Consider the following 13,517-nt stretch of genomic DNA (forward strand, 5'->3'; position numbering starts at 1 on the left):
TAAAAAACCCGCCTAAGCGGGTTTTTTTAAAACAGCTTTAAATTATACAGCTTGCTGAATAATTACGTTGTCTGCTTTTTTAGTGTACTGAGGCATACGGTGGAAGTTCAAGTAACGGTATGTATCTGCAGCCGTTGCATTGATTTTCTCTGCGTATTCTTGGTACTCAGCTGGTGTAGGTAATTTACCTAAAATTGCCGCTACTGCAGCAAGCTCAGCTGATGCTAAGAATACATTTGCGCCTGTACCTAAACGGTTAGGGAAGTTACGTGTTGAGGTAGAAACAACCGTTGCTTTATCAGCAACACGTGCTTGGTTACCCATACACAGTGAACACCCTGGCGTTTCGATACGTGCACCAACACGACCAAAGATACCGTAGTAACCTTCGTCAGTTAGTTGGTCTTTATCCATCTTCGTTGGTGGAGCTACCCAAAGTTGAGTTGGGATACGACCTGTAAAGCCATCTAGTAATTTACCCGCAGCACGGAAGTGACCAATGTTAGTCATACAAGAACCGATGAATACTTCGTCGATTTTCTCGCCAGTAACATCAGAAAGTAAACGCGCATCATCTGGGTCATTTGGAGCACAAAGGATTGGCTCTTTAATTTCTGCTAGGTCGATTTCTACAACGTGCTTGTACTCTGCATCAGCGTCAGCTTCCATAAGTTCTGGGTTTGCTAACCATTCTTGCATTGCATTAATACGACGTTCGATTGTACGTACATCGCCGTAACCTTCAGAGATCATCCACTTAAGCATAACAATGTTAGACTCAAGGTATTCGCTGATAGACTCTTTAGAAAGCTTAACAGTACAACCTGCTGCTGAACGCTCTGCTGATGCATCTGATAATTCAAACGCTTGTTCAACAGTTAAGTGCTCAACACCTTCAATTTCTAGTACGCGACCAGAGAATTCGTTGATTTTACCTTTTTTCTCTACTGTTAATAAGCCTTGCTTAATACCGTAGTAAGGGATTGCGTGTACTAGGTCACGTAAAGTGATACCTGGTTGCATTTCACCTTTAAAGCGAACCAAAATAGACTCAGGCATATCAAGTGGCATAACACCTGTTGCTGCTGCGAACGCTACTGCACCTGAACCCGCAGGGAACGAAATACCTAATGGGAAACGTGTATGTGAATCACCACCAGTACCTACAGTATCTGGTAATAACATACGGTTTAACCAAGAGTGAATTACACCATCACCTGGGCGAAGTGAAACACCGCCACGGTTCATGATGAAATCAGGAAGCGTATGGTGAGTGTTTACGTCAATTGGTTTAGGGTAAGCAGAGGTATGACAGAATGACTGCATTGTTAAATCTGCAGAGAAACCTAAACATGCTAAGTCTTTAAGCTCATCACGTGTCATAGGACCTGTAGTATCTTGCGAACCTACAGTGGTCATTTTAGGCTCACAGTATTGGCCTGGGCGAATACCTGCTACGTTACATGCTTTACCAACCATTTTTTGCGCTAGTGTAAAGCCTTTATCAGACACTTCAGTGACTGCTGGTACTTTAAATACGTCAGTAGCGCCTAAACCTAAAGAGGTACGTGCTTTGTCTGTTAAACCACGACCAATGATTAGAGGAATACGGCCGCCGGCACGTACTTCATCTAAAATTACGTCTGATTTAAGTTCAAAAGTAGAGATAACGTCATCAGTACCGTGGCGCTTAACTACACCTTCGTATGGGTAAATATCAATTTGATCACCCATGTTGAACTCATCAACATTTAACTCGATTGGTAACGCACCTGAATCTTCCATTGTGTTGAAGAAGATAGGCGCAATTTTGTTACCTAAACATACACCACCAACGCGCTTATTAGGTACGTATGGGATATCATCACCCATAAACCAAAGCACAGAGTTAGTTGCAGATTTACGAGAAGAACCAGTACCTACAACGTCACCTACGTATGCAAGTGGTAAACCTTGTGTTTTTAATTCTTCAAGTTTAGTGATTGGACCTACTTCACCCGCTTTGTCAGGAGTGATACCGTCGCGCTCATTTTTTAGCATTGCTAAAGCATGAAGTGGGATATCTGGACGTGACCATGCATCTGGTGCAGGTGATAAATCATCAGTGTTTGTCTCGCCGGTTACTTTAAATACAGTAACAGAGATTTTTTCAGCAACAGCTGGCTTGTTAGTAAACCATTCAGCGTCTGCCCAAGATTGAATAATCTTTTTAGCGTGCTCGTTGCCTGCTTTTGCTTTTTCTTCTACGTCGTAAAATGCATCAAACATTAATAATGTGTTTGATAGACCTTTTACAGCGATAGGCGCAAGTGTTTCGTCATCAAGTAGCTCAATCATTGGGGCAATGTTGTAACCACCTAACATTGTACCTAATAATTCTGCTGCTTTTTCTTTAGATACTAATGGAGATTGTGCTTCGCCTTTAGCAACTGCCGCTAAAAAGCCTGCTTTGATGTATGCTGCATCATCAACGCCTGGTGGTACGCGGTTGATTAGTAAATCTAAAATGAACTCTTCTTCACCCGCTGGTGGGTTTTTAATTAGTTCAATAAGACCAGCCGTTTGCTGAGCATCTAATGGCGCTGGTACGATACCTAACGCGGCACGTTCTTCTACGTGTTTACGATATTCTTGTAGCACAATATTGCCCTCTTGGTGACGTGAAAGTATTCGGTAGCGCATCATGCGCAAAAAAAGTAACCCAATACTTATAGTATTCTAACGCGGGATTATAAAGCTTTTATGTATAGATGAAAATCCATCCAGCTAAGCAACTGATTATACCGACTATAAATATTATGAATAGTGGTAAGCGTAAATTCTATTTTCGTGAATGTTTGTTAAGTAATAATCATTCTTGTTTAATCAGGTTAATACTGCATATGCTGTTTTAAAGGCATAAAAAAACCCAGCACTAAGCTGGGTTTTTAAAATAAAGTAAGTAACTATTAACGCTTAACTTTTACACGTTCAATAGATTTTACATGTGCTTCTACACGACGGTTTTCAGCGTGAGCTTCTTTCGTGTTAGCTGTGTTTTTAAGACGTTCTTCACCTAGGCCAACAGTTGTAATGCGATCTTCAGCAATGCCATCTTTAATTAGCTCTTGTGCTACATCATCAGCACGCTTTTTAGAAAGCATCTTGTTGTAGTTTGCGTTACCTACCGCTGACGCGTGGCCTTCAAGTAGTACAGTTGTATCTTCGTGCTCTTTTAAGAACTCAGATACTGATGCAATGTCGTCAAAGTAACGTTGACCAACTTGTGCAGAATCATGTGGGAAAGTAACTAATAAGCTTGTTGTTACTTCACGGTCTTCGTATAAAGTACAGCCATCGCCATCAACAGCGTCTGTCATTGGCGTGTTAGGACATTTATCATCTTTATCTAGGATGTTGTCGTTGTCACTGTCTTTAGGTTCTACAGGTACTTCTACTACTGCTGTAGGCGCTGGCTCTACAGGCTGTGCAGGCATAGAGTTTTGGCCAAATAAGTAGTTAATACCAATTTTAGCACCTACATCTGTGTAACCTTTATCAAGACCTTGGTATACCGCAGTTTCAGCGTTTACGAAAAAGCCATCAGTAATAAAGTGTTGGTAACCAACACCTGCGTTTAAGAATGTGTTGTCATCTACTACGTCCATTTCTTTAATACCGAATAGACCGTAGAAAGGGCCGCCGTCAAGGTGGTAAAGCGCATCAATACCGTAACGCTCGCCGTCGATATTATTACGATTACCCGCTACTTTATCGAACGCGTTAAAGTCCATATCTGCATACTCAAGACGTGCGCTCCAATAATCGCTGAAACGGTAACCTGCTTCTACACCCCAACCAGTTGACTCGTTTACATCAAGGCCAGTTTGTGCGCGCATGTTTTTCCATGACGCATCATAGTAGTCACCGAAAACACCAAGGTAAAGGCCTTCTTCTTTATCGGCAGCGAATGTAGACGCGCTAGTTGCAGCTAACGCAATTGCAATTGTAAGTGATTTTAATTTCATTGTTTTCTTCCCATTTTAACAACTTAGAAAATTGTAGCTAATCAATGCTAGCTCAACCAGTTTTGTACACACTACCTGAGCTTTTGTTAATCGATACTTAACGAAAAAATAAAGATTATAAATTTTTTCAACGATATACAGACATTCCAACCACCAATTGTAGGTTAAGTGAAAATTTTTACCTAATCGGCAATTAATAAATTATGGTAATTTACAAATAGTTACTTTTTATGAATGCGAACAATACCACCGAGTATATAACTGCTCAATCATTGGACACTGAACCATTTAAAAATGACTATTTATAATCAGTAACTTACAATTAATTACAATACTTAAGTACCGCAAAAAGTTTGATAGCCCTTGTCATCTTTACCTGTCTCTTGAAAGCGGGCTAAGTTAGCTGTTTTATCATATGGGTTACTCATCACCGCTAAGAAGTCGCTTAGCAGCTCACTCTCGCCGTGTTGATTATATTGCGCGAGGATTTCTTCGACGATGTGATTACGCGGTATAACCCTTGGGTTAGCCGCTCTCATAAGGTTATAGCTGTTTTCATCACATCTTTTTTGCCATAACTGGGCCCATTGCGTTAATTTATCTGGCACTTTGCCACCCTTTAGTGACTCGGTTAGGGCATCAAAGGTGTTGGTGTAATCGAGCTTATGCTCTTGAAATAACAATAATAACTTACTTACAAGCTCTACATCGTCTTCGTTATAACCTGCTAAGCCTAATTTTTGTGCCCACATTTGATTATATTGCTCGTTAAATAACGTAGAAAACTGATTAATTAGCGGCGTCATTAAACTTACAGCTTGTTCGTCATCTTCATCTATTAGCGGGATTAGGCTCTCGGCTAAACGCGCGCAGTTCCAACTTACAATATTTGGCTGATTACCATAGGCATAGCGACCTTGCTTATCAATTGAGCTAAACACGGTATCAAAATCAAAGGTATTCATCATTGCACACGGGCCGTAGTCGATAGTTTCGCCGCTTATCAAGGTATTATCAGTATTCATAACGCCATGAATAAAGCCTACTCGCATCCAGCTAATAACCAGCGCTAGCTGACTATTTATAACGGCTTCTAAAAAGTCTAAATAGCGCTGAGCCCCTGTTGATTGAATACTTGGGTAATGGCGTTCAATGGCTACATCAGCTAATTTTTTTAATCCCTCTACATCACCTTGAGTTGCTAAATACTGAAACGAGCCAACGCGAATATGACTACTTGCTAAGCGGGTAACAATTGCGCCTGGTTGCGGCGGATTACGATAAACAGCTTCGCCTGTGCCGACAACAGCTAAACACCGCGTGGTTTTAATTCCTAAGCCATGCATAGCTTCGCTCATAATATACTCGCGAATAGCGGGGCCTAGTGCACATCGTCCATCGCCTCCTCTTGAAAAAGGCGTGGCGCCTGAGCCTTTTAACTGAATATCCCACAGCTGATTTTTATCATCGCTGATAGCACCCAGTAAGTGCGCTCGCCCATCCCCCAAGCGCGGCGAAAAGTGCCCAAACTGATGCCCAGAATAGCCAAGCGCTACAGCATTTACCGGTTGTGGCTCGTTACCAGCAAAAGTACTGGCCCGCAGCGCTGGCTCAACATCTATATTAAACTGCTGTGCTAACGCTTCGTTCCACAAAAGTAATTGCGGGGCTGCAACGCTTGAAGGACTGTCCTCTATTGCGAAGTTATCTGCTATGTCTGTGTATCTTGGCACTAGTTTCATGGTTAATCCTCTGTTTGTTGGCTTATGCCTACGCGATTGTCGCCCACGCTGTAAGCCACAATTAAGCTAAGTTCTTGCAGGCTCAAACCACTTTGCTTTTGCATTTCGTTAAAAAACGCCTGTGCGGCAGTGAGTGATTTTTTAGTTTGCAGGCCGCCATCGATAATTTTGTGCGCTCTTAGGTAGCTTTCCACATCTCGCGAAAGTAAAAAAGTATCTTTACCAAGCGCTCTTAAGGCATACGGGCCTGTATTGCCGCCCAAACGGGCGCCGTGTTTTTTTAAATGCGCCCATAAACCAATAATGTCATCGCCTGGCCAGTTAGCTACAAACTGGCTAAAACTGCCATGTTGCTGTGCTATTTCGTGGATCATGTAGGCATTTTCAGGAATTGTTTTTACCTTTTTATAATTACGAATAATGCGCTCATCAGTTGCTTTTTGCTCGAGCATATCGGGCGGCATCATAAGTAATTTATCAACACTAAACTGCCAAAAAACCTCTCTAAAACCTGGCCATTTACTGTTTATTACCGACCAGTAAAACCCGCTTTGAAATACTTTACGGGTAAACTCTTCAAGCCAGTCGTCGTCACTTAATGCGCTTAATGCTTTTTTAGATAAGGGTTTTGCGAGTAATAACTTAAGCATTTTTTCAGAGCCTTTTCGCTCTACTGCTCGCTTATAAATATCGCTAAATTTTTCCATACTTATTAAATACCTCATCACTGCTCATAGGGTTAGTTTACGAGAAAAGCAGCCAATACGTAACCACCCGCATTTTCGATGAACTAATCTGTATCCTGCAACTTGACACCTAGACGGCTAAAATGTTTTAATCGCCGCAATTACCCTATTTAAATTGTATTTTGTTAAACCTTTTGCGGTTAAACAAAATACAAAGGGCTAGAAGAGGTGCGTTATTCAGGTAGCGTATGTTAGGAGCGCAAACTCCAGTGAGCATATGTGAGGGGAATACCGCCGAGAGGTAAACGCTTTTGCGAAGCAATTACTTCGGGCGACTAGGTTGAATCCTAGCGACTGTCACCAATAGCTGTTTTAAAACAGCTTATTAGTTTGGTGGAGAGCTTCTGGTCTTAAATAATAAGGCCGTGCGCCCTATTATTTTAAGCCCATTCGCTCTTCGAATACTGTTCGAACGACGTTAATGCGGCTCACATCATACAGCCTCCTTAATATCTCGAACACCTTATAGGTTCGTAAGAGATGATTCACAACTTCAATTTAGACGACTACGCACTGTGGACAGCGCTTGTTACGCCGTTTGATCAACAAGGTAATGTTGACTACGACACGCTCACAACACTTGTTAGCGAACAAGAAGCGGCACACAACGGTATTTTACTGCTCGGTAGCACAGGTGAAGGCTTAGCCCTTACGCTTAAAGAGCAGCAAGGCATTGTTGAGCACGTGTGCCAATTAAAACCCAGTGTACCGCTTATGGTTGCTGTTGGTGGTAGTAATTTGGCCCAACAAAAAGAATGGGTTAGCTACTGTAACCAATTACCTATTCACAGCTACTTATTAGGCTCGCCTCTTTATGCAAAACCAGGGGCTGTAGGTCAAACACATTGGTACGAAAGCTTATTAAACGAAAGCGCGCATCCGTGTATGTTGTACAACGTACCTGGGCGCAGCGGTGTAAGCATTCCTATCGAAACCATTGAAAACTTAAAAGCGCACCCAAAACTGTGGGCTTTAAAAGAAGCCAGTGGCAACATCACCCAATTTGAAGCATACCGACAAGCCGCGCCTAATTTAGCGCTATACAGTGGCGACGATGCACTTATGCCCTACTTTGCCCAAGCAGGTGCAAAAGGCTTAGTTTCGGTTGCGGCCAATGCATGGCCTTTGCAAACACACGAATTTGTAAAGCGCAGCCTAAGCGGTCAACACCCCAATTTATTTGCTCAGTGGACTCGCGCTATCAATAGCCTATTTGCTGTAGCAAACCCTATTCCCGTTAAAGTGCTAATGCACCAGCAAGGGCGTTTAAATAGCCCACTGTTGCGTCCACCTTTAACGCATCTTGAGTTAACGCAAACCGATTGCATTACCACTGCAAACGACACCATTTTATCTTGGCATTAAACACAGGTTTTTATAATGAGCTGGTTAGAACTACTAAATAATTTAGAATCGGGCGCAGTACGCGCAGCATCACAAAACGAAAGCGGCCAATGGGAAGCTAACGTAGAAGTAAAACAAGGCATTTTAGAAGCCTTTAAAAATGGCACTAACACCGAGTTTGCAGGCGGGTTTGTTGATAAGCACAACCTTGCACCACAAGAATTTAGCACTGACGATGGCGTGCGTATGGTACCAGGTGGCACCAGTGTTCGCCGCGGTGCCTACGTAGCTAAAGGCACTATTATTATGCCACCAGCGTACGTAAATATTGGCGCATACATCGACGAAGGTACGATGGTTGATAGCCACGCATTAGTGGGTTCATGTGCACAAGTTGGTAAAAATGTACATTTAAGCGCAGCTGTTCAACTTGGTGGTGTACTTGAGCCAATTGGGGCAAGCCCAGTCGTGGTTGAAGACGATGCGTTTATTGGCGCAGGTTGTGTCATTGTTGAAGGCGTAGTGGTTAAAAAAGGCGCTGTACTTGCACCAGGTGTGCGTTTATCTGCAACTATTCCGGTTTACGACTGTGTTAACGAGCGCCAGCTAGATAAAGGCGAGCCAATTCCAGAGTACGCTATTGTAATACCAGGTTCTCGCCCTGCGTCTAACGAATGGGCTCGTGAGCAAGGCCTAAGCATGTCGTGTGCACTCATTGTTAAATACCGCGACGAGCAAAGCGATGCATCGTTATTGCTAGAAGAGGTTTTACGATAATGAGCTTTTTGAGCACGCCTATCAAGGCCGCCGTAAATACACTTACTCAGCAACTTGATACACCTTTTTTTGTTTACGACTTAGACAAACTAAACGCACACCTTACCCGTTTAGTTGCGCAAACCGATGTAAAGCTTTGGTATGCGGTAAAAGCCAATCCGCTTTCTAAGGTTATTCAATGCCTAGACAGCGCCGGATTTAACTTTGACGTAGCAAGTAAAGGTGAGCTTGAACAAGTCCTTGCACAAGGTATTAGTTCACAGCGCGTGCTCAACACAGGGCCTGCAAAGAGCCCTAAACAAATTAAACACTTTATTGAGCGCGGCGTGCGTATTTTTGTTGCCGAAAGCCTCAATCAAGTACGTTGGTTAAACCAGCAAGCGCAGCTGCAAAATACGCAGCTGCAAGTATTACTGCGTGTGCAATTACGCTGGCCAGAAGGTGAAAAAAACCCATTAGGGGGTGACAGCCTTACACCGTTTGGGCTTGGTTGCGATGAATGGCAAGCGCTCAATACTGGCGATTACCCAGCACTTAATTTTGATGGCCTACATATTTTTCAGTGGGGCAACATGCTTAGCACACAAAAGCTAAGCGAGCTGTGGTCGCAAATGATTGCACCGCTTACCACCTTGGCTAATAACTTAAATATAAACCTGAAAATTTTAGACTTAGGCGGCGGTTTAGGTATTCCTTACACACCAAACGATGCAACACTTGAGTGGGATGGATTAATCACCGCGCTGGCAAAAATTAAAAAAGATGCGGGTGTAGACGAGCTTTGGATGGAGCTTGGCCGTTACGCTGTAGGCGAATGCGGACATTACGCTAACCCCGTCGTTGAGTGCAAACAAAACTACGGGCAACAGCAAGTTATTTTAACCGGTGGTATTAACCACTTATTACGTCCTGCTGTTACAAGCCAAGATTTTCCTGCGGCGTTACTGCGCGAATCAACAGCGCCAGAACAAGCAATGAGCTTATACGGCCCATTATGTACTGCCCTTGATTGCTTAGGCGAGCATAGCCTACCAAGCGATTTAAACGAGCAAGACTGGCTGGTGTTTAGCCAATGTGGCGCCTATGGTTTTACCGAAAGCATGCCCTATTTTTTATGCCATGAACTAGCTGCAGAATACGTGTTACAAAATGGCGAGCTCACGTGTGTGCGCCAAGCAGAAGATGCCAATCACTACTTAAGGTAATAAACATGAGCATAACAACACCCATTAGCCAAGAAAATATTGTAGTAGGGGAAGTAGCAAACGGCTTACCTCTAACTATTCCGGTGTATCGCTTAAAAGGCGATGGCAGCGGGCCAAGCGTGTATATCCAAGCCAATATGCATGGCGCCGAGGTACAAGGTAACGCGGTTATTTTTCAGCTGCTAGAGCAGTTAAAACAGCTCAATTTAAAAGGCGACATTACCTTAGTACCTTATGCTAACCCTATTGGTTGTAATCAAAAGTCAGGGGAATTTACCCTTGGCCGATTCGACCCTATTACTGGCACTAACTGGAACCGTATGTATCACTACAATAGTGATTTAGTTACCCAGTTTGCACACGAGCATAGCCAGTACGACGATGCAGCTTTAAAAAGTAACTTTAAAAAAGCCCTGCTTGATGAAATAGATGCCAAACTTAATGGCCCAGCTTACTTGCTCAATACCGGTAAACGCATTGCGCTTAACCTGCAAAAGCTTGCGCATCAAGCCGATATCGTGCTCGACTTACACACGGGGCCTATTTCAAGTAAGCATCTGTACTGTCCAACGTATGCCAGCGACAGCGCACGTTATTTTAATATTGAACACGTACTGCTTATTCCAAGCGACTTTGATGGCGCAATGGATGAAGCTAGCTTTTGCCCATGGTGGCATCTAAGTGATGCACTTAGTGCGCAAGGCAGGGACTTTAATGTACAGGTTGAAGCCTTTACAGTAGAGCTAGGCAGCCAAGAAAAAATAGATTTAGCAGCCGCCTTTGACGATGCAAACAGCATTTTAAGCTATTTGAACCATAAAAATGTATTGGTAGATGCAGTGCATCAACCTAAGCAGATGACCCGTTATGCGTGCCATTTAGATGACTACTTTGCTTATTATGCGCCGATTGGCGGCATGGTTGAATATGTTGCCCCATTAGGCGCACACATAAAGGCAGGTGAGCCAATAGCCCATATATTGCGCATGGAGCGCTATTTAACTGAGCAGCCCCTACAAACATTAAGCCTCGATTGCGATGCAATTGCTATTTTGCATTTTGCCTCAGCAAGCGTAAACCAAGGCACTGAACTTTATAAGTTTTTTACTAACGTATTTGAGTTATAACGCACCGCGCTATAACTCCCCCTTCTCATTGCGTGAGAGTAAGTTAACTAACTTACAATATAAGCGGCTATATGCCGCTTTTTTTGATCTGTGATAACGGTGTAAACGTAAGGTAATCAAATAAGTGTAAATTCAGTGAAAGTTCACCGTTACAAATGTAAAAACACGTTATAATTTATAAATCTACCTTACTCTCAAAGGAATAAACAATGAGCTGGCGTTATTGGATTGCAGTTACGGCTTTACTAAGCACACCCTCTTTTGCCCAACAAGAGGTTAAAAAAAATGAACAAGACAACGACATAGAGCTAGTTAAGCAATGTATTTTAAATGAAGTAATTGGTGGCGATGGTAAGCAAACCTTAGACGAGCTGCGTACAAAATGCTCCGCCCTTGAAGAAAACAAACAACTTACCGCACTTGATAAACGCAAGGCTCGCGAAGAGGTAAGTAAAAAAAATCGTAACGTAATTACGCCGCATAAACGTAACTACATTTTACCTTTATCGTATGTCTCGCACCCTAACGATCGCCCGTTTGATGGCTTTGACGAGCTAACAGATGAAGAAAATGGCGAACCCCTTGATAACCTAGAGGCTAAATACCAGCTTTCTATTAAGGTACCACTGTACGATGATTTTGCAGATGACGACCAAGCCATCTTTTTTGGCTTTACCTTGCAGTCGTATTGGCAAATTTATAACTCAGAGATTTCTTCTCCGTTTCGTGAAACCAACTACGAACCAGAAATATTTTGGGTAAACTACCTAGACCAAGAAAACGTACTTTGGGGCGACGAAATGGCCATAGCGCTGGGTATTTCGCACCAATCTAATGGCCGCAGCCAGCCAAACTCTCGTTCATGGAACCGAATTTACGCCGATTTTATATGGGAAAAGAGCGGTTTTGTATTTAGCTTTAAACCTTGGTATCGCATTGCCGAGGATGAAAAAGACAATATATTAGAAGCCGATGGCGACGACAATCCAGATATTTACAAATACATGGGTTACTTTGAATTTGGCGGGGCGTATCGTTATCACGATCACGAGTTTAGCTTTATGACTCGTAACAATTTAAATTCAGATAACCGTGGTGCACTTCAACTAGATTGGTCATTCCCGCTTTGGGGTCGTTTGCGTGGCTACGCGCAGTACTTTAACGGTTACGGTGAGAGCCTAATTGATTATAACGCTGATGTAGAGCGTATTGGTGTAGGTATATTACTTACCGATTTACTATAATTTATTAATACACCATAAAAAAAGCCAAGCCCTTTTATAAAGTGCTTGGCTTTTTTATTAAAGCGTTACTCGTTATTTTTTAACGGCAAACACCCCTTCAAACTCTGCAACAACATCGCTGCCATCAAATATAGTAACAGGTACTACGTAGCTTGCTTTGCCTGTTGTTTCCAGCTCACTGAGCTTACCTTTACAGGTTTGCACATCAACACAACCGCGTGGGTCGGTATTAAGTGGTTTTAAGTATTTTATAGTGGCATCGGCTAATACAATATTGCCCTCAAGCCCTTCCTCTTTAAGCGCTAAGTACGTTGCGCCCCAACCTGTTAAGGTTGCTAAGCTGTATATAGAGCCTGCAAACATGGTGTTGTGTAGGTTTAAGTTAGCGTCTAAATCAGCACGCGTTGTAAACTGCCAATCAGTGTAGCTTTCTACTTTTATACCCATTGCATCACTAATTGGGATTGATTCACGCCAAATATTTTGCAGTACTTGCGTCCAATCAGGGTGGCGAAACCAACCCGGCTCACTAGGCTTTTGCTTAATCATTTTGAAATGTTGTACATCGCCATACGCAAGGTGGGCTTTTTCTTTTAGCTCGTAGCCGTGGCGCTTATAAAACTCAAGCGCACGCTCGCGAGCAAATAACACTAATTCGCCTGCATTTTGCGTCCATGCTATTTTTTCAAGCTCATGTAATAAACGGCTACCAATATGTTGATTACGGTTGCCTTCGGCTACGGCCATGTAACGTACTTGCGCTTGTTCATGGTTGTTAAAATGTAAACGGGCCACACCAAGCACATCACCGTTGTTATTTTTTATAAAGCGATGCTCTGAGTCTTGTTCCATATCATCTTGTTCAGAGCCACGAGGCTCATTCCAAGGCGCACGTAGTACTTCCCAACGTAATTGATAGTACGCTTGCCAGTCTTCGCTGCTCTGCGGTGTAGTTACTTGAAACATATATACTCCTGTTGTTTTGCCGTAAATAAAAATAAAGGCTACGGCATGTAATCCAACTGAATAACTCTTTAACCTGCACATTGGTTTTTACATTAGAAAATTAAAGATTAAGTTGGTTGGAATTATTATGGCAAATACCATACTCCATCTTTTAAACACTGCCAATACGACTTTGGTAAGCAAGCGAAAAAATAACTGTTTTACCCATCGCATCAGCTAGTTTATGCTGGGCCTTTAGAGATTGAACATGCACTGAGCGAAGGGTTCTGCCTTGGGGGAATTTACTCTTTGTTGCCTACATGGATATAAGCCAGTAGAGTAACGCAGGAGCAGTTACCTAGCCCACTAGGTTACAAATC

At 42.7% G+C, this 13,517-nt stretch carries 10 protein-coding genes and 1 riboswitch; of the genes, 5 read left to right on the top strand and 5 right to left on the bottom strand.

The window, feature by feature from the left end:
* Nucleotides 1-42: 42 nt before the first annotated feature.
* The 4 genes from acnB to CWB60_RS09365 all read right to left on the bottom strand — a co-directional run bounded on the left by acnB (nt 43) and on the right by CWB60_RS09365 (nt 6,456).
* A complete protein-coding gene (gene acnB / locus CWB60_RS09350) occupies nt 43-2,640 on the bottom strand; it encodes a bifunctional aconitate hydratase 2/2-methylisocitrate dehydratase (protein WP_138578049.1) in 2,598 nt (865 codons plus the stop codon).
* A gap of 308 nt (nt 2,641-2,948) precedes the next feature.
* Nucleotides 2,949-4,007, bottom strand: coding sequence for an OmpA family protein (locus CWB60_RS09355; RefSeq protein ID WP_138578050.1), 1,059 nt, complete (start codon nt 4,005-4,007; stop codon nt 2,949-2,951).
* A gap of 335 nt (nt 4,008-4,342) precedes the next feature.
* Nucleotides 4,343-5,749 (bottom strand): protein adenylyltransferase SelO, encoded by a 1,407-nt coding sequence (locus tag CWB60_RS09360; protein WP_138578051.1) that lies wholly within the window; start codon nt 5,747-5,749, stop codon nt 4,343-4,345.
* Between the two features lie 2 nt (nt 5,750-5,751).
* Complete coding sequence (locus CWB60_RS09365) at nt 5,752-6,456, bottom strand: DNA-3-methyladenine glycosylase I (protein WP_096738934.1); 705 nt, start codon at nt 6,454-6,456, stop codon at nt 5,752-5,754.
* 194 nt (nt 6,457-6,650) lie between these two features.
* Nucleotides 6,651-6,847: riboswitch (Lysine riboswitch) on the top strand.
* 128 nt (nt 6,848-6,975) lie between these two features.
* Here CWB60_RS09365 and dapA point away from each other — a divergent pair.
* The 5 genes from dapA (at nt 6,976) to CWB60_RS09390 (ending at nt 12,192) form a co-directional block, all read left to right on the top strand.
* Nucleotides 6,976-7,860, top strand: coding sequence for a 4-hydroxy-tetrahydrodipicolinate synthase (dapA, locus tag CWB60_RS09370; RefSeq protein WP_029773500.1), 885 nt, complete (start codon nt 6,976-6,978; stop codon nt 7,858-7,860).
* A gap of 15 nt (nt 7,861-7,875) precedes the next feature.
* The gene (locus CWB60_RS09375) at nt 7,876-8,616 is read left to right on the top strand and encodes a 2,3,4,5-tetrahydropyridine-2,6-dicarboxylate N-succinyltransferase (protein WP_029773501.1); all 741 of its coding nucleotides are present in this window, start codon (nt 7,876-7,878) and stop codon (nt 8,614-8,616) included.
* On the top strand, nt 8,616-9,821 hold the full coding sequence (locus CWB60_RS09380) for a PLP-dependent decarboxylase (RefSeq protein ID WP_138578052.1): 1,206 nt from the start codon (nt 8,616-8,618) through the stop codon (nt 9,819-9,821). Before CWB60_RS09375 ends, CWB60_RS09380 begins: the two co-directional genes overlap by 1 nt.
* Before the next feature lie 5 nt (nt 9,822-9,826).
* Nucleotides 9,827-10,948, top strand: coding sequence for a succinylglutamate desuccinylase/aspartoacylase family protein (locus CWB60_RS09385; RefSeq protein WP_064386563.1), 1,122 nt, complete (start codon nt 9,827-9,829; stop codon nt 10,946-10,948).
* Nucleotides 10,949-11,157: 209 nt separating this feature from the next.
* On the top strand, nt 11,158-12,192 hold the full coding sequence (locus tag CWB60_RS09390; RefSeq protein ID WP_004588421.1) for a phospholipase A: 1,035 nt from the start codon (nt 11,158-11,160) through the stop codon (nt 12,190-12,192).
* A 72-nt stretch (nt 12,193-12,264) separates the two neighbouring features.
* Here CWB60_RS09390 and CWB60_RS09395 read toward each other — a convergent pair whose 3' ends face one another.
* On the bottom strand, nt 12,265-13,158 hold the full coding sequence (locus CWB60_RS09395) for a bifunctional GNAT family N-acetyltransferase/hotdog fold thioesterase (protein WP_138578053.1): 894 nt from the start codon (nt 13,156-13,158) through the stop codon (nt 12,265-12,267).
* Between the last annotated feature and the right edge of the window lie 359 nt (nt 13,159-13,517).

The organism is Pseudoalteromonas sp. S327, assembly GCF_005886415.1.
GTDB lineage: Bacteria > Pseudomonadota > Gammaproteobacteria > Enterobacterales > Alteromonadaceae > Pseudoalteromonas > Pseudoalteromonas atlantica.